The following is a 19,320-nucleotide window of genomic DNA, read 5'->3' as shown; positions in this document are numbered from 1 at the left end:
TCCGGCGGGTGGTCGCGATCCCGCGGCACGATGGGCGGCGCCGTGGCACGCGCGGCGGGAGGGGAGGCACCGTGGTCCTCGCGGCATCCAGGAGGCGCCGGGGCGCGATCGACATGCGTCTCGTCGTGGGGCTCGCGCTCGTGGCGTCGTCGGTCGCGGGCGTCGTGGTGCTCGTCGGCGCGCTCGACACCCGCACGACCGTCTACGCGGCGGCATCCGCGCTGAGCCCCGGCGACCGCATCGATCGTGGCGATCTCGTCGAGCGCTCCGTCGCCCTCGACGGCGCCGACGGACTGTACCTGCGGGCCGGCGACGTGCCCGCGGAGGGGCTCGTGGTCGTGCGGGCCGTACGCGGGGGCGAGCTTCTGCCTCGCGCTGCCGTGGGCGACGCGGCCGGCGTGCGCTCGACGGCGCTCGTGCTGCGGCTCGCCGCCCCCGTGAGCGCGTCGGTGCGGCCGGGTTCGAGCGTCGACGTGTGGACCTCGCCCGCCGAGGTCGACGGCCGCGGCTACGGCGCCCCCGTCGTGCTCGTCGCCGACGCCGTCGTCGTCCGGATCGTCGAGGACGACCGGCTCGTCGGCTCCGCGGATGCCGGCTCGGTCGAGGTGCTCGTGCCGCGCGGCCGCGTCGCGCGCGTGCTCCAGGCGCAGGCGAACGGCGACGCCCTCGCGGTCGTGCCCGCCGGGCTCCCGCTCGGGGGATGAGCGTGCGCGTCGCCCTCTCGCTCCCGCTCGACGCCGAGCAGCGGCTCGCCGCATCCGCCGCCCACCACGGCCACGAGGTCGTGCTGCGCTGCTCGGGCGGCGACGAGCTCGCGGCGCGTCTGCCGCAGCTGCCCGTCGAGCTCGCCATCGTCGCGGCGACCCCGCAGCATCTGACGCCGCGGCTCGTCGAGACGGCCGACGTCGCGGGCGTGCGGATGCTCGTGGTCGTCGACGACGCCGACGGCGCCCGCCACGCGGCCCGGCTCGGCATCCTCGAACCCGTCGAGGGGCCCGCCGACTGGGCCCTCCTCGAGGGCGGTCGGCCCGCGCCCGTCGACGACGAGCCCGCCGCGCCGCTCCCCGAAATGCCGCGCACCGTGCGACGGCCAGCGACGGTCGTCGCCGTGTGGGGTCCGCACGGGGCGCCCGGGCGCACGAGCCTCGCGATCGCGCTCGCCGCCGAGCTCGCGACCGCGGGGTGGCGCACGGTGCTCGCCGACGCCGACACCCACGCGGCATCCGTCGCCCCCGCCCTCGGCCTGCTCGACGAGGCGCCCGGCTTCGCCGCCGCGTGCCGGCTCGCGGGGATCGGCGGCCTCGACGAGACGCAGCTCGAGCGGCTCGCCGTCGTGCCGCGGGGCGCGCGGCATCCGTTCCGCGTGCTCACGGGCATCGGCCGGCCCGCCCGCTGGCCCGAGCTCGGCGCGGCGCGTGTCGAGGCGGCGCTCGCGGCGCTGCGCGGACTGTGCGAGGTGGTCGTCGTCGACCTCGCGGCGAGCCTCGAGCGCGACGACGAGCTCGCGCGCGACGTCGACGGCCCGCGGCGGAACGCGGCCGGCCTCGAGGTGCTCCGTGCGGCGGATCGCGTCGTCGCCGTGGGTGCGGCCGACCCGGTCGGCATCCCGCGGCTCCTGCGCGGTCACGCCGAGCTGCTCGAGCTCGTCGAGCCCGAGCGCGTGACGGTCGTCGTCAACAAGCTGCGTGCGAGCGCCGTCGGGGTGAACCCCGGCGGGCAGGTGCGACAGACCCTCGCACGCTTCGGCGGCATCGACGACCCCGTGCTCGTGCCGTGGGATCCCGCCGCGTTCGACGCGGCCGTGCTCGGCGGACGGCCCCTCGCGGATGCCGCACCCCGCTCGGCGGCACGCGTCGCGGTGCGCTCGCTCGCGGCATCCCTCGTCCCGAGCCCCGCGGCGACGGGCGCGCGGCGCGGGCTCCGGCGACGGAGCGCGTGAGGCTCCCGTAGCCTAGGGGCGTGTCCACCCTCTCCGAGCTCATGCTCGCGCAGGGCCTCTCGACGGAGGCCGACGCCGAGTGGCTCCACCTGCTCGCCGCCGACGGACAGCTGCTCGCCGACCTCGCGTTCGCCGACATCGTGCTGTGGGTGCCCACGGCCGCCGGCAGCTTCGTGGCCGTCGCGCACTCGCGCCCGTCGTCCGCGGCGACGCTCTTCTACCGCGACTTCGTCGGCCAGGAGATCAAGCCCGAGTGGCGCGACCAGGTGCGGCAGGCGTTCGAGGAGGTGCGCATCGTCGACACCTCCGCGCCCGACTGGTACGAGGAGACGCCGACGCGCGTGCGTGCCGTGCCGGTGCTGCGTCGCCTGAGTCCGAGCGGCGCCGCGACGACCTCGACGCCCATCGCCGTGCTCACGCGCCACTCGAACCTCTCCGAGGCGCGCACGCCGAGCCGCCAGGAGCTCACCTTCAACCAGTGCGCCGACGACCTGTTCGGCATGATCTCGACGGGCGACTTCCCCGACCTCGGCGCACCCACGCTGCCGCGCCGCGGGGCTCCCCGCGCATCCGACGGCCTCATCCGCCTCGATGTCGACGGCATGGTGACGTTCGCGAGCCCCAACGCCCTCTCGGCCTTCAACCGCATCGGCTTCGCGGGGGAGCTCGAGGGCGAGTCGCTCGCGGAGGTCGCGACGAACCTGCTCTCGGGCAAGCTCACGGTCGACGAGTCGCTGCCGCTCGTCGTCACGGGGCGTGCGCCGTGGCGCACCGACATCGAGGCGCGCGGGGTCACCGTGACGCTGCGCGCCATCCCGCTGCGGCACCGCGGCGACCGCGTCGGTGCGATCGTGCTCATCCGCGACGTCACCGAGTCGCGGCACCAGGAGCAGGAGCTCATCACCAAGGACGCGACGATCCGCGAGATCCACCACCGCGTCAAGAACAACCTGCAGACCGTCGCGTCGCTCCTGCGCATCCAGAGCCGCCGCACCCACAACGACGTCGCGCGCGACGCCCTCACGCAGGCCATGCGCCGCGTCGCCGCGATCGCCGTCGTGCACGACACCCTCTCGGAGGGCCTCAGCCAGAACGTCGACTTCGACGACGTCTTCGACCGCGTGCTGCTGCTCGTCGCGGAGGTGGCCTCGAGCCACAACACGACCGTGCGGCCGCAGAAGACGGGCTCGTTCGGCACCCTGCCCTCGGAGTACGCGACGCCGCTCGCGCTCGCGCTCACCGAGCTCGTCACGAACGCCGTCGAGCATGGTCTCGCGGGCCGCGACGACGGCGAGGTCACGATCTCGGCGAAGCGCAAGACCGACACCCTCTCGGTGCGTGTGCGCGACAACGGAGGCGGCCTGCCCGAGGGCAAGGTCGGCTCCGGCCTCGGCACGCAGATCGTGCGCACGCTCATCCAGGGCGAGCTCGGCGGCACGATCGACTGGCACACGCTCGAGGGGGAGGGCACCGAGGTCACGATCGAGGTGCCGCTGCTGTACCTCACCCAGCGCCCCTAACCCGTCGGTTACTTGCCAAACGCTGCAGCGTTTGCCCCCGCGCGCCTGTTATCCCTGTCGCGGGTGGCCAAACGCTGCAGCGTTTGACCGACAGCAGCGAGGTGAGTGGGGCGGATGCGGGGCCGGTTAGGGTGGAGGCCCGGGCGATCGCCCGCCTCGCCGTCCTGACCCGGAGGAGCCCCGTCCATGAACCAGGCCGCGCCGACGCCCGAGCGGATGAGCGAGGCGCGCGAGGTCATCGCGCGCATCACGGATGCCTACTCGGAGCGCATCGTCGGCCAGGACCGGCTGCGCACGAGCCTGCTCGTGGCGCTCATCGCGGGCGGGCACGTGCTGCTCGAGAGCGTGCCGGGCCTCGCGAAGACGACCGCCGCATCCACGTTGGCCGACACGATCGACGGCAGCTTCAAGCGCATCCAGTGCACGCCCGACCTGCTGCCGAGCGACATCACGGGCACGCAGATCTACGACGCCCAGACGGGCACCTTCCGCACGGTGCTCGGCCCCGTGCACGCGAACGTCGTGCTGCTCGACGAGATCAACCGCTCGAGCGCGAAGGCGCAGAGCGCGATGCTCGAGGCGATGCAGGAGCGCCAGACGACGATCGGCGGCGAGGCGCACGAGCTGCCCGACCCGTTCATGGTCATCGCGACGCAGAACCCCATCGAGCAGGAGGGCACCTACGAGCTGCCCGAGGCGCAGATGGACCGCTTCCTGCTGAAGGAGATCGTGCAGTACCCGAGCCCGCAGGAGGAACTGGAGGTGCTCGCGCGCCTCGACTCGGGCGTGCTCGCGCCGGGCCGTCACGCCTCGAAGGTCGCGACCCTCGAGGAGGTGCGGATGCTGCAGGACGTCGCGGCGTCGATCTACGTCTCGCCCGAAGTGCGCAATTACGTCGTCGGCCTCGCCTACGTGACGCGCAATCCCGCGGAGTACATCGGCGAGGAGCGCGCTCGTCTCATCAAGTACGGAGCGAGCCCGCGCGCATCCATCGCGTTCCTGCGCGCCTCGCGCGCCTTCGCCCTGCTGAACGGCCGCGACCACGTCGTGCCCGACGACGTCTCGAGCCTGCGCCACGTCGTGCTGCGCCACCGCGTGCTCCTCACCTACGAGGCGGAGGCCGAGGGCATCCGCAGCGAGGACATCGTCGACGCCGTCTTCGGCGCCGTGCCGACGCCCTAGCCCTCGGTCATGTCAGGTCTGCTCGCCCGCGTGAAGAGCAAACTCTTCATCGCCTCGAAGCTCAAGTCGGTGCATCCGCTCGACGGCGGGTACGCCTCGCTCGTGCGCGGGCGCAGCCTCGACTTCGAGGACCTGCGGCCGTACGAGCACGGCGACGAGGTGCGCGACATCGACTGGCGCGCGACGGCGCGCGTCGGCGAGCCCATGGTGAAGCGCTCCTACGCGGAGCGGCGCCACAGCATCCTGTTCGTCGTCGACACGGGCACGGGCATGCAGGCGCTCGCGCGCGACGAGGGCTCGAAGAAGGAGCTCGCGGTGCTCACCGTGGGCGCGCTCGCGCTGCTCGCGGTGAGGCACGGCGACGACACGCTGCTCATGTACGCCGACGGCGACCGCGCACGGCGCCTCGAGCCGCGCCGCTCGGAGGGCGGCGTCGAGCTCATGCTGCGCAGCCTCGACCGGGCCGTCGACGAGGCGACGACGCCCGCTCCTCGAGAGGCCCTCCTCGAGGCCGTCGCGAAGACGGTCGCACGGCGCATGATCGTCGTCATCGTGACCGACGAGGCGCCCATCGGCGAGGCCGTCGAGCGGCGCCTGCGGCGGCTGCGAGCCCAGCACGACATCATCTGGATCACGCTGCGCGACGCGGACCCCGTCGTGCTCGCGCGGCCCGCGGCATCCCGTCGCGACGCGGCGAGCGGATGGGCGGTGCCTGAGTTCCTGCACGGGAGCGCTGAGATCGTCGCGGAGCTCGACGCGGAGCGCGGCGCCGAGGATGCGCGCCGCCGCGCCCTGCTCGACCGCCTCGAGATCACCCACGTCGAGCTCGACGGGCAGGACTCGGCTGTCGCCGCTCTGCTCGGGATGCTGCACGGGAGGTCGCATGCCCGGCGATGACGTGCTCTACCCGCCCGCGCAGTACAGCTTCCTTTGGCTCCTGCTCGTGCTCGCGGTGCTGCTCGCGATCGTGGGCGTCGCCGTGCTCGTCGCGTTCCTCACGCGCCCGCGCCGGCTCGAGGCGCAACCCGAGGTCGACCGCCCCGCCGTGCTCACGCAGCTGCGCGTCGAGTACCTCGAGGGCATCGACGACATCGAGCGGCGGGTGCGGGCGGGCGAGCTCGACGCGCGTCGAGCCCACGCCGAGCTGAGCCGCCTCATGCGCGCCTTCGTCAACGAGTACAGCGGTCTCGAGGCGCCCGTGCTGACGCTGCGCGACCTCGTGGCGCAGGGCGTGCATCCGGCGCTCATCGACGCCCTCGGCCGCTTCACCTATCCGAGCCTCTTCCGGCGCGGGGCGCCCGTCGACCCCGTGCTGGGCGCCCAGGCCGCGCGGCAGGTGGTGCAGACGTGGCACTAGAGCTGCCGGCGATGCTCGCCGTCGTCGCGGCCCTCGCGGTCGCGGCGGCGGTCGTCGGCGTGCTCCTCGGTCGCGGGCGCCGCAGCCGTGCCGCGGCGGGCGCCCGTGTCGCGCGTGCCGAGCGCGTGCGCGCGCTGCCGAGCGTCGCGCGCGCGGTGCGGATGCGCGTGGTCGCGCTCGCGGGCGTGCTCGCTCTCGCGGCGGTCGCCCTCGCCGCATCCGCCGTCGTCGCGGCCCGCCCGACGGCGGAGCGCATCATCCAGCCCGAGACGCGCAACCGCGACGTCATGCTGTGCCTCGACGTGTCGGGGTCGATGACCGACGTCGACGCCGAGGTGCTCGAGCTGTTCTCGAGCCTCGCCGAGGGGTTCCAGGGCGAGCGCATCGGGCTCACGATCTTCAACAGCTCGCCCGTGCAGGTCTTCCCGCTCACCGACGACTACGCGTTCGTGCGCGAGCACCTCGACAGCGTGCGGCAGAGCTTCGACTACGTCGAGGACATCCCCGAGTTCTGGGTCGGCACGCTCAACGGCGCCGGCGCCTCGCTCGTGGGCGACGGGCTCGCGGCGTGCGTGCTCGGCTTCGACAACCCCGACCAGGAGCGCTCGCGCTCGATCATCCTCGCGACCGACAACGAGGTGAACGGCGCCGAGACGGTCACGCTCGACGAGGCGGGCGCCTACGCCGCGTCGCTCGACGTGCGCGTCTACGCGATCGACCCCGTGACGGAGGGCTCCGCGACGGGCGCCGCGCTGCAGGCGATGGCGGAGGCGACGGGCGGCGACTACTACGGACTGCACGACACGACGACGATCGACGGCATCGTCGACGAGGTCGAGGCGCAGGACGCCGCCGTACTGCGCGGGCAGCCGCGCATCGTCAAGGTCGACGCGCCGGGCGCGTGGCCCGTCGTCATCGCGGTCGCGGCGCTCGCGCTCGTGCTCGTCGTCTGGAGGGTGCGCGTATGACCTTCCAGCCCGTGCTCCCCGCGGCGATCGTCGTCATCGTCGTGCTTCTGTTCGTCGCGCTCGCGGTGTGGTCGCTCGTGCGGCGACCGGATGCGCGTGCCGCGTGGGCCGTGCGCCTCGCGCTCGTCGTCGCGTGCGGTGCGCTCCTGCTGCGGCCGGGCGTGCCGGGCACGTCGGAGACCCTCACGACGGAGGTCGACATCCTGCTCGTCGTCGACACGACAGCGAGCATCGTCGCGGAGGACTGGGACGGCGACAGCCCGCGCATCGAGGGCGTGCGCGCCGACGTGCAGCGCATCGTGAACGAGTACCCGGGGGCGCGCTTCGGCCTCATCACCTTCGACTCGGATGCGGTCGTGCGCGTGCCGCTCACGACCGACACGACCGCTCTCGTGACCTCGCTCTCGGTACTGCGCCCGGAGGTGACCGCCAACTCGCGGGGCAGCTCGGTGGGCATCGCGGCGCCCGTCGTGCAGCAGACTCTCCAGGCGGCGGCATCCGTTCGTCCCGACCGGGCGCGCATGGTGTTCTACTTCGGCGACGGCGAGCAGACCGGGTCGGGGGAGCCGGAGTCGTTCGCCGGCAGCGCCTCGGAGGTGTCGGGCGGCGCCGTGCTCGGCTACGGCACGGCGGAGGGCGGGCCCATGCGCACGACGACCGCGGGCGTCGACGGCCCCGGCAGCTACATCGAGTACGAGGGGGAGCGGGCGCTCTCGGTCATCGACCCCGCCAATCTCGAGCGCATCGCGGATCAGCTGGGGGTCGCGTACCAGGAGCGCTCGGCCGACACGCGTCTCGAGCTGCCGCCCCCGCCGACGACGGCGACGACCGCGCAGGGCACGACGGAGTCGATCGTCGATCTCACGTGGATCGTCGCGCTCGTCGTCGCGGCGCTGCTCGCGCTCGAACTCGCGCGCGTGACGGCGCTCATGGCGAGCGCCGCGAGCGTGCGGCGACCGCGCACGGGCGGGGGTGAGCGCTCGTGACCGACCCCGTCGCCCTCGTGCACGCGAACCGCCGCCGGCTGCGCGTGCGCCGCATCGTGCTGCTCGCCTCGACGCCGCTGCTGCTCGCCGCGCTGCTGTTCTGCGCGAAGGTGCTCAGCATGTACGCATTCGCGCATCAGGCCGTCGCCTCGCACGCGACGGGCCACCACGCGGGCACCGTGGAGGCCGCCCGCGGGCAGGAGCCGTTCAACGTCTTCGAGCCGTGGAAGGCGCCCTACAACGCGGGCGTCGGTCTCGCCGAGCTCGGGGACCTCGACGGTGCGCGCGCGCGATTCGAGGAGGCGCTTGCGCTCGCCCGCGGGCTCGAGCAGTGCGCCGTGCGCGTCAACCTGGCGATCGTGCTCGAGCGGATCGGCGACCGCGCGCTCCGCGAGGGCGACGGCGCGGCCGCGTCGAAGGCGTGGCAGGAGGCGCTCACCGTGACGGAGGATGCGCCCGCCGAGTGCTCCTCTCCCGAGGCGGACGACGCATCCCCCGACCCGGATCGCAGCATGGAGGAGACGCTCGAGGAGCAGGAGCGGCGCCTGAGCGAGAAGCTCGAGGACAACGCCTCGCCCGATCAGCCCGAGGAGCCCGAGCAGGGCGAGGAGCAGGACACCCCCGACGGCGACAAGCTCGACGACATCAAGGACAGGCTCGAGCAGGGGCAGCAGGAGCGCGACGAGCGCGACGAGAGCAACGAGGGCGACGGCGGAGGCTCGGGAACGGATCGGCCATGGTGAGGTCACACGAGCGTGGGCAGTACGTCGGCGGGGCCGAGGGCGCGCCGCCGCCCCCGCCGCCCGGGGGCTACCGCGGCGCCGTACGCGTCGCGGCCCCCGCATCCGCCGCCCCCGGCCCGGATGCCGCCCCGCGTCGCCCGAGCGTGCTCGGCTGGTCGGTGCTCGGCGCCGCGATCGCGTTCGCGTTCGTGCTGCTCATCATGTGGGCGGCGGGTGCGACGGCCGCCATCTACGGCGTCGTCACGCTCGCGCTGCAGCTCGCGCTCGTCGTCGCGGTCGTCGCGGCGCTCGTGAACGCGCGCGCCCGCACGCTCGGGGCGATCGCGCTCGCCGTCGCCCTCGTCGTCAACGTCGGAACGATCGGCGCGGCGAGCGCCCTGCGTCCGGGTGCCGCGCAGCAGGCCGGCTCCGACCCCGAGGACGACCACTGGGCCGCGTACCCGGGCATCAAGGGGCAGACGGAGGAGGAGATCCTCGAGCGCGCCTCGCTCGAGGAGGTGCAGGCGACGGCAGAGGACGCCATGGCCGCGATCCGCGAGCGCCTCACGGAGGAGTTCGGCTTCGCGTGGGTGCCGGGGGCCGAGGCCGACATCCGCGCCGAGCGCAACGGCTACGGCGGCGAGTCGATGCTCGTGTCGTTCAGCTCCGACACGTGGTCGACGGTCGAGCCCGTGCGCGACCACGCCCTCAAGCTCGCGGCGATGGCGGCGATCGAAGAGGTGCTGTACGAGTTCGGCTTCTACGCGCTCACGCCGCTCAACGACCCGTCGACGGGCTTCGACCCCGACTATCTCGTGCGCTTCTACGGCAGCGACGACCCGCGCACCCAGACCGATTGGGAGTGGTACACCGACGACTGGCCGGGCCCGATGCGGTTCTACGCGAACGTCACCGACCTCACGCACGACGCCGACGGCAGCCGTCGTGCGGCGCGCGAGGCGGTCGTCGCGGGCACCGACGAGCCGGTCGAGGGTCTGCGGATCGGCTTCCTCGTGCCCGAGGTGCTGAGCGAGTCCGACCGCGACGAGTTCGCGACGAGGATGGACGAGTACCCGTACTGAGGGTCAGCTGGCGCGGCGAGCGCGCGCGGCGCGGCGCTTGAGGGCGCGACGCTCGTCTTCGCTGAGGCCGCCCCACACGCCCGAGTCCTGGTTGGTCTCGAGGGCGTACTGGAGGCACTGCTCGGAGACGGTGCACCGTCCGCACACGGTCTTCGCCTTCTCGATCTGGTCGACGGCGGGTCCGGTGTTACCGACCGGGAAGAAAAGCTCCGGGTCGACGGTGAGGCAGGCGGCCTTATCGCGCCAGTCCATCTTGAGGTGCTCCGTTTCGTGTTGCTGTTGACGCTGTTCACGGGCTCTCGGGAGAGTTTCCGCGCATGGCTGAAGAGGGTTCGAATGTGGCGGGGGATTTTGTCGATTCGAACGCACTCACCACGTCGTGAGCGTCACATCAACCGTCAACACTGTTTCATACTTGTTACGCCTTAATCAATAGTCTTCGGTTGGGATCTGCCTGTGAATAGCGCTGCTCGTCCGCCCGTTTTCTGGGGGCTTGCGGTGATGCTCGGGATCGAGCTCGCGGGGGTCTCGACGGTCGCGATCGTGCTGCTCGTCGACCTCATCGCGGCCGAGCCGACGTCTCTCGCGACGGCCCTCGCGCTCACGGCGCTCGTGCTCATCGCGGTCGCCTGGATGGCCGCCACGATCGTCGGCCTCTTCCGCGGTCAGGCGTGGGTGCGGGCGTCCGCGATCGTGTGGCAGGTGCTGCAGTTCGCGATCGGGTTGGGGGCTCTGCAGGGCAGCTTCGCGCAGCCCGCGTGGGGCTGGCCGATCCTCATCGTGGCGGTGCTGACCTTCGCGCTGCTCTTCCTGCCGTCGGTCGTGCGCGGCACCCAGGATCGCAGCCGCTAGCCCGCCGCGCGCTCCAACGCCTCGCGGAACGCGACGACCGCGGGGTGGTTCGCCATCGCGTGCCGCGTCGAGGTGAACACGGTGCGGCGCGGGTCGCCGTCGAGCGGCACGAGGTCGACGCTCGGCTCGGCGCCCTGCCAGATGAGGTCGGGCAGCAGCGCGACGGCGTGCCCGGTCTGGATGAGGCGCACGTGCGCCTGCAGGTCGGCCGTCTCGAAGCGCACGTGCGGCTCGAAGCCCGCGCGCCGGCAGGCCTGCTCGGCCCAGTGCCGCGAGGCGGCGCCGTAGGGCTCCATGACCCACGGGGCGTCGCGCGCATCCCGGATGTCGCGGATCGCGAACCTGCCCTCGCCGCCGGGCGGAACGGCGAGACGGATGGCGTCGGTCGTGAGCGGGCGCCGGTCGAGGCCCGCGAGGGGCGGGGCCGCGTGGCCGGGGTACTCCTCGGCGATGACGAGGTCGAAGTCGCGCGCGAAGGTCTCGTGGAGCGCGGTCTCGGGCTCGCGCTGGGTGACGACGGCCGTGAGCGCGGGGTGCTCGCGCTCGAGCACGTCGAGCGCGGCGGGCAGGAGCGCGAGCGCGGCGGACTGGAACATCGCGACGCGGATGACGCCCGTCGCCTGCTCGAGGGATGCCGCGAGCTCGGTGTCGGCGCGCTCCAGGGCGTCGAGGATCTGCTCGGTGTGCCCGACGAGGAGCTCGGCCTGCGGCGTGAGCTGCAGGCGGCGGCCGGCCTTCCGCAGCAGGGGCACGCCGGCCTCGCGTTCGAGCTGGGCGAGCTGCTGGGAGACGGCCGACGGCGTCTGGTGCAGGGCGGCGGCGACGGATGCGATGGTGCCGCGCAGCGCGAGCTCGCGCAGGAGGGCGAGGCGGCGCACGTCGAGCATGCCGCCAGTCAAGCAGATCGTTAAGTGCAACTGACGGATATCGCGAAGAACTCGTTGCTGTTGCTAATGGGATTGTCGGGCGCACACTGATCGCGTGACCCCGCCGAAGCGATCCGCCGCCCCCGCCGCCCCCGCATCCGCCGCCCCCGCGGAGACGGGCGAGCACGTCGACCCGCGAGCCGACGAGGAGCACGTCGCCGACGCCGTCGTCGCCCAGGTGCGGCGCTGGCTCGCCGAGGCCGAGCGCCTGCCCGTCGACCCCTCGGCCCGCCGCCTCGCGGGGCTGCTGCGCGACCCCGACGGGCTCGCGTTCGCGGTCGGGTTCGTCGACGGCGTCATCCGCCCCGAGGACCCCCGCGTCGCGGCCCGTGCGCTCACGCGTCTCTCGCGCCGGCCGCCGCGCTTCCTCGCGTGGCCGCTGCGCGCGGCCCTGCGCGTCGGCGGGATGGTCGCGCCGATCCTGCCCGGCGTCGTCGTGCCCGTCGCCCGCGCCGTGCTGCGGCGCATGGTCGCGCACCTCGTGATCGACGCGGACGACCCGCGGCTGGGGCGGGCGCTCCGCCGCATCCGGGATCGCGGAGCGCGACCGAACGTCAACCTGCTCGGCGAGGCCGTGCTCGGCGCCCGTGAGGCCGCTCGCCGCCTCGAGGGCACGCGGCGGCTGCTCGCGCGCGACGACGTCGACTACGTGTCGATCAAGGTGTCTGCGACCGTCGCGCCGCACTCGCCGTGGGCGTTCGACGAGGCGGTCGACGACATCGTGCAGGCGCTCACTCCGCTCTACGCGGATGCAGCCGCCGCATCCCCGCCGAAGTTCGTGAACCTCGACATGGAGGAGTACAAGGATCTCGACCTCACGATCGCGGTCTTCCAGCGGATCCTCGACGGCCCCGAGCTGCGGGGGCTCGAGGCGGGCATCGTGCTGCAGGCCTACCTGCCGGATGCGCTCGGCGCCTACCTGCGGCTGCGCGACTGGGCGCGGGAGCGGCGCGCCGCCGGCGGTGCGGGCATCAAGGTGCGGCTCGTGAAGGGCGCCAACCTGCCCATGGAGCGCGTCGACGCGTCGCTGCACGACTGGCCGCTCGCGACGTGGCACACGAAGCAGGAGACCGACACGAACTACAAGCGCGTGCTCGACGTCGCGCTGCGACCCGAGAACACCGCCCATGTGCGGCTCGGCGTCGCCGGCCACAACCTCTTCGACCTCGCCTACGCGCGGCATCTCGCGGCCGAGCGCGGGGTGGCGGACGCCATGGAGATCGAGATGCTGCTCGGCATGGCTCCCGCCCAGGCGGAGGCCGTGCGGCGCGACACGGGCGGCCTGCTGCTCTACACGCCCGTCGTCGCGGCCTCCGACTTCGACGCCGCGATCGCCTACCTCATCCGCCGACTCGAGGAGGGTGCGGCGAGTGAGAACTTCATGTCGGCGGTGTTCGAGCTGTCGAGCTCGGAGCAGCTGTTCGCACGCGAGCGCGACCGCTTCCTCGCGTCGCTCGCCGAGGTCGACGACACCGTGCCCGCGCCGCACCGCGTGCAGGACCGCACGCTGCCGCCCGCGCCGGCCCCCGGTACGGGGGAGGGGTTCCACAACGCGCCCGACACCGACCCGGCGGTCGCCGCGAACCGCGCGTGGGCGCGCGCGGCGCTCGAGCGCAGCCGAACGACGCGGCTCGGGGAGGAGACGGTGGCGGCATCGCGGATCCCGGATGCGGCGGGCGTCGACCGCGTGCTCGCGACCGCGGCAGCGGCATCCGGGTCCTGGGCCGCACGCGGCGCCGCCGAGCGCGCCGCGATCCTGCACCGCGCGGGCGAGCTGCTCGAGGCGCGCCGCGGCGAGCTCGTCGAGATCATGGCGGCCGAGGCGGGCAAGACCGTCGACCAGTCGGACCCCGAGGTGTCGGAGGTCGTCGACTTCGCGCATTACTACGCCGAGCAGTCCCTGGGGCTCGAGCGGCTCGACGGTGCGCGATTCGTGCCCGCGCGCGTGACGCTCGTCGTGCCGCCGTGGAACTTTCCCCTCGCGATCCCGGGCGGCTCGACGCTCGCCGCGCTCGCATCCGGGTCGTCGGTCGTGTTCAAGCCCGCGCGTCGCACTGCCCGCACCGCGGCGGTGCTCACCGAGACGCTGTGGGAAGCGGGTGTGCCGCGCGAGGCGCTCCAGTTCGTCGTGCTCGGCGACTCCTCGCTCGGCGAGACGCTCATCGCCGACGAGCGCGTCGACCAGGTGATCCTCACGGGCGGGTACGAGACGGCCGAGCTGTTCCGCTCGTTCCGGCCGGGTCTCACCCTCCTCGCCGAGACGAGCGGCAAGAACGCGATCGTCGTGACGCCCTCGGCCGACCTCGACCTCGCGGTGCGCGACGTCGCGTACTCGGCCTTCGGGCACGCGGGGCAGAAGTGCTCGGCGGCGTCGCTCGCGATCCTCGTCGGCGCGGTCGCGCGCTCACGGCGCTTCCACGAGCAGCTGCTCGACGCCGTGCGCTCGATGCCCGTCGGCGAGGCATGGGACCCGTCGAGCCGCATGGGCCCGCTCATCGCGCCCGCCGACGGCAAGCTGCTCGACGCCCTCACGCGCCTCGCGCCGGGGGAGAGCTGGCTGCTCGAGCCTCGTCAGCTCGACGAGGAAGGGCGCGTGTGGAGCCCCGGCATCAAGACGGGCGTCGCGCCCGGATCGGAGTTCCACCGCACCGAGTACTTCGGGCCCGTGCTCGGCATCATGCACGCCGCGACCCTCGACGAGGCGATCGAGCTGCAGAACGCCGTCGACTACGGGCTCACGGCCGGCCTCCACTCGCTCGACGCCGACGAGGTCGCGCGCTGGATCGACGGCGTCGAGGCGGGCAACCTCTACGTCAACCGCGGAACGACGGGTGCGATCGTGCAACGGCAGCCGTTCGGCGGCTGGAAGCGCTCGGTGGTCGGCGCGGGCGCGAAGGCGGGCGGGCCCAACTACCTGCTGGGTCTCGGGCGCGTCGAGCCCGTCGCGGCGACGGTCGAGCCCGCGGCCGTCGATCCCGGGGCCGAGCGGCTCATCGCGGTGTTCGGCGCGCGCGGCGACGAGGCGCGCCGGATGCTGCTGCGGGCCGCCGCGAGCGACCGCCGCGCATGGGAGACCGAGTTCGGCGTCGTGCGCGACGTCACGGCACTCGCCGCCGAGCGCAACGCGTTTCGCTACCGCGCCCTGCCCGTCGTCGTGCGGGCGGAGGCCGCGGCCGACCCCGTCGAGCTCGCGCGCGTCGTGCTCGCGGGGCTGCGCGCGGGCGCCGCGCTCACCCTCTCGACGGATGCGGAGCTCGCGCCCGCCGATCTGGACGCGCTCCGCGAGGCCGGGGTCGGCATCCGCTCGGAGTCGGCCGAGGAGTGGCTGCGCTCGGCGTCCGCGCTGCGCGACGCGCGCATCCGTCTCGTCGGCGGGAGCGGCGCTGAGCTGCTGACGGCGCTCGGCGGCCGCCCCGACATCGCCGTATACGACGGCGCCGTGACCGAGAGCGGCCGCGTCGAGCTGCTCGCCTTCCTGCGCGAGCAGGCCGTCTCGATCACGGCCCACCGCTTCGGCACCCCGAGCCCCCTCGTCGAGGCCCTGCCCCTCGGCTAGCGGGGGCAGGGCCTCGACGGGGTGGTCAGCTGCTGCGGCGCATCGCCCGGATGCCGACGAGCAGCCCGACGACGGCGACGGCGAGTGCGGCGACGACGCCCCACAGCACCTCGGGCTCGCCGAAGCCGCCCGCGAGCAGGGCGCGCTCGGCCTGCACGATCCAGTTGACCGGGTTGACGGTCGCGACCGCCTGCATCCAGGCCGGGCCCGCGTCGAGCGGCAGCAGCATCCCCGAGAGGATGAGCAGCGGGAAGATGAGCGACTGCTGCACGCCCCAGAACAGCCACTCGCGGTCCTTCGTAGCGAGGGCGAGCGCGTAGCTGAGCGAGCCGAGGCCCACGCCGAACACCGCGAGGAGCGCGAGCCCCGCGACGAGCCCGGCGCCGTTGATCGCGAAGCCGAACGGCCACGCGACGAGCACGATCACGAGCGCCTGCACGACGATCGGCGCGATCTCCTTGAGCGCGCGGCCCACGAGCAGCGACGAGCGCGACAGGGGCGCCACGAGCGTGCGCTCGTGCGAGCCCGTCATCATCTCGTACTGCAGGTTGGAGCCCGTCGCGCCCGTGCCGAACAGCACGATCATGACCAGCACGCCCGGCACGAACCACTGCAGCGTCTCGCCGACCGCGCCGCCCGACTGGCCGACGAGCAGCGGCCCGAACAGCCCGAGGAAGACGAGCGGCTGCAGCAGGCTGAAGATGAGCGTGAACGGGTCGCGTGCGACCGGCCGCAGCTCGCGCACGAGCACGTTGCGGGTGTCGCGCACGACGTTGGGGCGCACCGCGGTGCGCGTGGGGGTCTCGGTGGTGGTCATCGTGCTGCTCCCGTCGGGGTGGTGGTCTGGGTGGGGGTTCCGGATGCCGCGGTCGCGTCGCCGGGGTCGCGCTCGGAGGCGGACGCGGCATCCGTCTCGCCCTCGGGCGCCTGGTCGCCCTCGCCCGCCTCGCGCAGCGTGCGACCCGTGAGGGCGAGGAAAACGTCGTCGAGGGTGGGCGGCACGCCCGTCGCCGTGCGCACCGCGATGCCCTCCGCGTCGAGCCGCCGGATCGCGGTCGGCAGCAGGCTCTCGCCCTCGGGCACGGTCACGCCGACCGTCGTGGCGTCGTCGCGGCGCACCTCGCGATCGGTGAGCGCCTGCACGACCGCCATCGCGCGCTCGGCGTCGGCGGCATCCGCGAACCCGAGCGTGATGACGTCGCCCGCGAGGGTCGCCTTGAGGCGCGCGGCCGTGTCGTCGGCGATGACGCGTCCGCGGTCCATGACCATGACGCGCTCGGCGAAGCGGTCGGCCTCCTCGAGGTAGTGCGTCGTGAGGAAGACGGTCGTGCCGTGGTCGGCGCGCACCCGCAGGATGTGCTCCCACAGGTTGGCGCGGCTTTGCGGGTCGAGCCCCGTCGACGGTTCGTCGAGGAACAGCAGCGGCGGGGCGTGCATGAGCCCGAGCGCGATGTCGAGCCGGCGCTTCTGGCCGCCCGACAGCTGCTGCACCGTGCGGGTCGCGAAGCTCGCGAGGTCGAGCGACTCGATGAGCTCGTCGGCCCGCTTGACGGTCGCGGCGCGGCCCATGCCGTAGAACGCGCCCTGCGCGAGCAGCTCGTCGCGCACGCGCTGGGCGAAGCTGCCGCTCGTGAGCTGGCCGACGTAGCCGATGCGGGCGCGCACACCCGCGGGGTCGCGCAGGATGTCGTGGCCGACGACGCGCGCCGTGCCGGCGGTCGGGGGGATGAGGGTCGTGAGCATGCGCAGGCTCGTCGACTTGCCGGCGCCGTTCGGCCCGAGGAACGCGACGAGCTCGCCCGGCGCGACCTGGAAGGTGAGGTCGGTGACGGCGTCGACCGTGGCCTTCTTGACGGTGAATCTCTTGGTGAGGCCCTCGGCCTCGATGATCTGTGCGGTGGTCATGCGGCCAGGCTAGGAAGCAACCCGGACAGATTCTGTCCTCGAGCCGGAGGAGGATAGGCGCATGTCCGACACGACGGCCCGCGCCCTCGCGCTCCTCGACCTGCTGCAGACGCACCGGCACTGGCCCGGCCCCGAGCTCGCCGAGCGCCTCGGGGTGACGGAGCGCACGGTGCGCCGCGACGTCGAGCGGCTGCGCGACCTCGGCTACCGCATCGAGTCGCTCCCCGGCGCGGCAGGCGGTTACCGCCTTGAGGCCGGTGCCGCGCTCCCGCCGCTCCTGCTCGGCGACGAGGAGGCCGTCGCGATCGCCGTCGGCCTTCGCGTCGCCGCCACCCAGCGTCTCGTCGGTGGACCCGACACGACCCTCACGGCGCTCGCGAAGGTGCAGCAGGTGCTCCCGCCCGCGCTGCGGCGCCGGGTCGAGGCGATCGCGGCGAGCGTGCAGCCGACGGGCGTCGCATCCGGCTCCGCGGTCGACACCGAGGTGCTCGCCCAGCTCGCGCTCGCCTGCCGTGACCACGAGCGCATCCGGATGCGGTACGTCTCGGCGGCGGGGGAGGAGTCGGTGCGCCGCGTCGAGCCGCACACCCTCGCGCCCGCCGACCGCCACTGGTACCTGCTGTGCTGGGACCTCGACCGCGACGACTGGCGCACGTTCCGGGTCGACCGGCTGAGCGACATCCAGCACACGCGCGTGCTCGCGAAGCCGCGACCACTGACGCCCGAGCAGGTCGAGGAGTTCATCGTCGTCGCGATGTCGTGGACCCGAACACCCGTCGAGACGGATGCGGTGATCGACATCGGCATCGAGGATTTCCGCGCGTACATGGGGCAGTGGGCGCAGGGCTCGACACCCGAGGGCGACGGCCGGACGCGCTGGCCGGTCGGCGGCAGCGACGTGCGCGAGACCATGTTCGGTCTGTCGTGGATCCCGGCAGGGGCCGAGTACACGGTCGACCTCGCGGAGCCGCAGCGCTCGGAGCTGCGCGAGCTGCTCGGGCGGATGCTGCGGGCGCTCGACGCGCCGCCGACGCCGAAGCCCGCTCGGCCGGGTGGCGTGCCCGTCGGCTAGACCGCGAGCCCCAGCCGCTTGCGCAGCATCGCGACGTGACCCGTCGCCTTGATGTTGTAGAAGGCCCGCTCGATGACACCCTGCTCGTCGATCACGAAGGTCGCGCGGATGACGCCCTGCACCTCGCGACCGTAGAGCAGCTTCGTGCCGAACGTGCCGTAGAGGCCGTGCACGTGGCGGTCGGGGTCGGAGAGCAGCGTGAAGGTGAGGTGCTCGTCGCTCGCCATCTTCGCGATCGCGGGCACCTCGTCGCGCGAGACGCCGACGACCGTGTAACCCTCCTCGGTGAAGGCGTCCAGACGGTCACGGAAGTCGCACGCCTGGCCCGTGCACGCGGGGGTGCCGGCCTCGCCGTAGAAGTAGAGGATGACCTTGCGGCCGCGCAGCTGCGAGAGCGTGAACGGCTCGCCGTGCTGGTCGACGACCGTGAAGTCGGGTGCGACCGTGCCCTCCTCGAGGCGGACGGGAGCGGATGCCGGGTCGGAAGAGCGCGCGTTCGAAGTCATGTCGCGGTCATGCTATCTTTGTTCCTCGGCCCGGTAATTCGGGCCGCGCACCTCTAGCTCAATTGGCAGAGCAACTGACTCTTAATCAGTGGGTTCCGGGTTCAAGTCCCGGGGGGTGTACTGACAGCCCCGCCTCATCCTGAGAGGTGGGGCTTTCTCGTTGCCGGTGCACGGTGCCGCTACCCCTCCACGCGCCGCGCGAGCAGCGGAGCCATGCGCGGCGGCACGACCTCCTCGAGCGACACCGCGGTGCTCGTGCGCTGCACGCCCTCGATCTCGAGCAGCATCGTCGTGATGCGGTGCAGGTCGGCCGTGTCGCGCGCGACGACCTTCGCGAGCAGGTCGGCGGCGCCCGTCGTCGCGTGCATCTCCACGATCTCGGGGATGTCTGCGAGCGCGCCGTACGCCTCGCGCAGGGTGCCCTGGCTGATGGCGATCTCGATGAACGCGACGAGCGGGTAGCCGAGCGCGGACGGGCGCGCGCGGCGGCTCACGGGGCCGAGCGCGCCGCCGCCTTCGAGGCGGCGCAGGCGCGCGTGCACCGTGTTTCGCGCGAGGCCGAGGCTGCGCGAGAGGGCGAGCGCGGTCGCGGTCGGGTCCTCGTCGAGGGCGGCGAGGATGCGAGCGTCGGTCGCGTCGATGGATGCGGGAGTGGTCATTCTGCTCACCTCGCGTCGTGTTGTCGAGCAACCGTACCAACCTCGGCGTGCTTTGTTGCGCTCCATGCGGAGGCGCGGCGACCATCGG

The 19,320-nt window shown here is 73.4% G+C and carries 19 protein-coding genes and 1 tRNA gene; 14 read left to right on the top strand and 6 right to left on the bottom strand.

Annotated features, from left to right (window positions below):
- Positions 1 to 71 precede the first annotated feature (71 nt).
- From H4J02_RS11095 to H4J02_RS11050, 10 genes are all read left to right on the top strand, one after another.
- Entirely contained in the window at positions 72 to 704 is a 633-nt protein-coding gene (locus H4J02_RS11095) for a hypothetical protein (protein WP_187674636.1), read from the top strand.
- Complete coding sequence (locus H4J02_RS11090; protein ID WP_187674635.1) at positions 701 to 1,939, top strand: regulator; 1,239 nt, start codon at positions 701 to 703, stop codon at positions 1,937 to 1,939. Before H4J02_RS11095 ends, H4J02_RS11090 begins: the two co-directional genes overlap by 4 nt.
- A gap of 20 nt (positions 1,940 to 1,959) precedes the next feature.
- A complete protein-coding gene (locus tag H4J02_RS11085; RefSeq protein WP_187674634.1) occupies positions 1,960 to 3,459 on the top strand; it encodes a sensor histidine kinase in 1,500 nt (499 codons plus the stop codon).
- A 186-nt stretch (positions 3,460 to 3,645) separates the two neighbouring features.
- A complete protein-coding gene (locus tag H4J02_RS11080) occupies positions 3,646 to 4,641 on the top strand; it encodes a MoxR family ATPase (protein WP_187674633.1) in 996 nt (331 codons plus the stop codon).
- 9 nt (positions 4,642 to 4,650) lie between these two features.
- Positions 4,651 to 5,538 carry a DUF58 domain-containing protein gene (locus H4J02_RS11075; protein ID WP_187674632.1) on the top strand — a complete coding sequence of 296 codons (888 nt, stop codon included), beginning with the start codon at positions 4,651 to 4,653 and terminating at the stop codon, positions 5,536 to 5,538.
- Positions 5,525 to 5,998, top strand: coding sequence for a hypothetical protein (locus H4J02_RS11070; RefSeq protein ID WP_187674631.1), 474 nt, complete (start codon positions 5,525 to 5,527; stop codon positions 5,996 to 5,998). Before H4J02_RS11075 ends, H4J02_RS11070 begins: the two co-directional genes overlap by 14 nt.
- A complete protein-coding gene (locus tag H4J02_RS11065; protein WP_262406050.1) occupies positions 5,989 to 6,966 on the top strand; it encodes a VWA domain-containing protein in 978 nt (325 codons plus the stop codon). The genes H4J02_RS11070 and H4J02_RS11065 overlap by 10 nt, the downstream gene beginning before the upstream one ends.
- Positions 6,963 to 7,952 carry a VWA domain-containing protein gene (locus tag H4J02_RS11060; protein ID WP_187674630.1) on the top strand — a complete coding sequence of 330 codons (990 nt, stop codon included), beginning with the start codon at positions 6,963 to 6,965 and terminating at the stop codon, positions 7,950 to 7,952. The genes H4J02_RS11065 and H4J02_RS11060 overlap by 4 nt, the downstream gene beginning before the upstream one ends.
- Positions 7,949 to 8,695: a hypothetical protein gene (locus tag H4J02_RS11055; RefSeq protein WP_187674629.1), complete on the top strand. Its 747-nt coding sequence runs from the start codon at positions 7,949 to 7,951 to the stop codon at positions 8,693 to 8,695. Before H4J02_RS11060 ends, H4J02_RS11055 begins: the two co-directional genes overlap by 4 nt.
- A complete protein-coding gene (locus H4J02_RS11050; protein WP_187674628.1) occupies positions 8,689 to 9,756 on the top strand; it encodes a hypothetical protein in 1,068 nt (355 codons plus the stop codon). The genes H4J02_RS11055 and H4J02_RS11050 overlap by 7 nt, the downstream gene beginning before the upstream one ends.
- A 3-nt stretch (positions 9,757 to 9,759) precedes the next feature.
- Here the strand turns inward: H4J02_RS11050 and H4J02_RS11045 are convergent, their stop codons facing one another.
- Positions 9,760 to 10,008: a WhiB family transcriptional regulator gene (locus H4J02_RS11045; protein ID WP_120763770.1), complete on the bottom strand. Its 249-nt coding sequence runs from the start codon at positions 10,006 to 10,008 to the stop codon at positions 9,760 to 9,762.
- A gap of 246 nt (positions 10,009 to 10,254) precedes the next feature.
- Between H4J02_RS11045 and H4J02_RS11040 the strand changes: the two genes are divergently transcribed.
- Complete coding sequence (locus H4J02_RS11040; RefSeq protein ID WP_187674627.1) at positions 10,255 to 10,608, top strand: hypothetical protein; 354 nt, start codon at positions 10,255 to 10,257, stop codon at positions 10,606 to 10,608.
- On the opposite strand, the gene H4J02_RS11035 is transcribed toward H4J02_RS11040, so the two are convergent.
- Entirely contained in the window at positions 10,605 to 11,495 is an 891-nt protein-coding gene (locus H4J02_RS11035; protein WP_187674626.1) for a LysR family transcriptional regulator, read from the bottom strand. The genes H4J02_RS11040 and H4J02_RS11035 overlap by 4 nt on opposite strands.
- Before the next feature lie 94 nt (positions 11,496 to 11,589).
- On the opposite strand from H4J02_RS11035, the gene H4J02_RS11030 reads away from it, so the two are divergent.
- On the top strand, positions 11,590 to 15,090 hold the full coding sequence (locus H4J02_RS11030; protein WP_187674625.1) for a bifunctional proline dehydrogenase/L-glutamate gamma-semialdehyde dehydrogenase: 3,501 nt from the start codon (positions 11,590 to 11,592) through the stop codon (positions 15,088 to 15,090).
- 25 nt (positions 15,091 to 15,115) lie between these two features.
- Here the strand turns inward: H4J02_RS11030 and H4J02_RS11025 are convergent, their stop codons facing one another.
- Together H4J02_RS11025 and H4J02_RS11020 are read right to left on the bottom strand one after the other, a co-directional pair.
- Positions 15,116 to 15,907, bottom strand: coding sequence for an ABC transporter permease (locus H4J02_RS11025; RefSeq protein ID WP_187674624.1), 792 nt, complete (start codon positions 15,905 to 15,907; stop codon positions 15,116 to 15,118).
- Positions 15,904 to 16,995: an ATP-binding cassette domain-containing protein gene (locus tag H4J02_RS11020; protein WP_187674623.1), complete on the bottom strand. Its 1,092-nt coding sequence runs from the start codon at positions 16,993 to 16,995 to the stop codon at positions 15,904 to 15,906. The genes H4J02_RS11025 and H4J02_RS11020 overlap by 4 nt, the downstream gene beginning before the upstream one ends.
- Before the next feature lie 61 nt (positions 16,996 to 17,056).
- Between H4J02_RS11020 and H4J02_RS11015 the strand changes: the two genes are divergently transcribed.
- Complete coding sequence (locus H4J02_RS11015; RefSeq protein WP_187674622.1) at positions 17,057 to 18,067, top strand: YafY family protein; 1,011 nt, start codon at positions 17,057 to 17,059, stop codon at positions 18,065 to 18,067.
- Here H4J02_RS11015 and H4J02_RS11010 read toward each other — a convergent pair.
- Complete coding sequence (locus H4J02_RS11010) at positions 18,064 to 18,573, bottom strand: peroxiredoxin (RefSeq protein ID WP_187674621.1); 510 nt, start codon at positions 18,571 to 18,573, stop codon at positions 18,064 to 18,066. The genes H4J02_RS11015 and H4J02_RS11010 overlap by 4 nt on opposite strands.
- Positions 18,574 to 18,620: 47 nt before the next feature.
- Here H4J02_RS11010 and H4J02_RS11005 point away from each other — a divergent pair.
- Positions 18,621 to 18,693, top strand: a tRNA-Lys gene (locus H4J02_RS11005).
- 59 nt (positions 18,694 to 18,752) lie between these two features.
- Here the strand turns inward: H4J02_RS11005 and H4J02_RS11000 are convergent.
- Positions 18,753 to 19,232 (bottom strand): Lrp/AsnC family transcriptional regulator, encoded by a 480-nt coding sequence (locus tag H4J02_RS11000; RefSeq protein WP_187674620.1) that lies wholly within the window; start codon positions 19,230 to 19,232, stop codon positions 18,753 to 18,755.
- Between the last annotated feature and the right edge of the window lie 88 nt (positions 19,233 to 19,320).

The organism is Protaetiibacter sp. SSC-01, from assembly GCF_014483895.1.
GTDB lineage: Bacteria > Actinomycetota > Actinomycetes > Actinomycetales > Microbacteriaceae > Homoserinibacter.
This window is presented reverse-complemented; position numbering and strand designations above follow the sequence as displayed.

Excerpts from the sequence above, each read along its gene's own strand:
- H4J02_RS11090 (WP_187674635.1), top strand. The coding sequence starts at position 701 with ATGAGCGTGCGCGTCGCCCTCTCGCTCCCGCTCGACGCCGAGCAGCGG.
- H4J02_RS11080 (WP_187674633.1), top strand. The coding sequence starts at position 3,646 with ATGAACCAGGCCGCGCCGACGCCCGAGCGGATGAGCGAGGCGCGCGAG.
- H4J02_RS11075 (WP_187674632.1), top strand. The coding sequence starts at position 4,651 with ATGTCAGGTCTGCTCGCCCGCGTGAAGAGCAAACTCTTCATCGCCTCG.
- H4J02_RS11070 (WP_187674631.1), top strand. The coding sequence starts at position 5,525 with ATGCCCGGCGATGACGTGCTCTACCCGCCCGCGCAGTACAGCTTCCTT.
- H4J02_RS11060 (WP_187674630.1), top strand. The coding sequence starts at position 6,963 with ATGACCTTCCAGCCCGTGCTCCCCGCGGCGATCGTCGTCATCGTCGTG.
- H4J02_RS11050 (WP_187674628.1), top strand. The coding sequence starts at position 8,689 with ATGGTGAGGTCACACGAGCGTGGGCAGTACGTCGGCGGGGCCGAGGGC.
- H4J02_RS11045 (WP_120763770.1), bottom strand. The coding sequence starts at position 10,008 with ATGGACTGGCGCGATAAGGCCGCCTGCCTCACCGTCGACCCGGAGCTT.
- H4J02_RS11035 (WP_187674626.1), bottom strand. The coding sequence starts at position 11,495 with ATGCTCGACGTGCGCCGCCTCGCCCTCCTGCGCGAGCTCGCGCTGCGC.
- H4J02_RS11025 (WP_187674624.1), bottom strand. The coding sequence starts at position 15,907 with ATGACCACCACCGAGACCCCCACGCGCACCGCGGTGCGCCCCAACGTC.
- H4J02_RS11020 (WP_187674623.1), bottom strand. The coding sequence starts at position 16,995 with ATGACCACCGCACAGATCATCGAGGCCGAGGGCCTCACCAAGAGATTC.
- H4J02_RS11015 (WP_187674622.1), top strand. The coding sequence starts at position 17,057 with ATGTCCGACACGACGGCCCGCGCCCTCGCGCTCCTCGACCTGCTGCAG.
- H4J02_RS11010 (WP_187674621.1), bottom strand. The coding sequence starts at position 18,573 with ATGACTTCGAACGCGCGCTCTTCCGACCCGGCATCCGCTCCCGTCCGC.
- H4J02_RS11000 (WP_187674620.1), bottom strand. The coding sequence starts at position 19,232 with ATGACCACTCCCGCATCCATCGACGCGACCGACGCTCGCATCCTCGCC.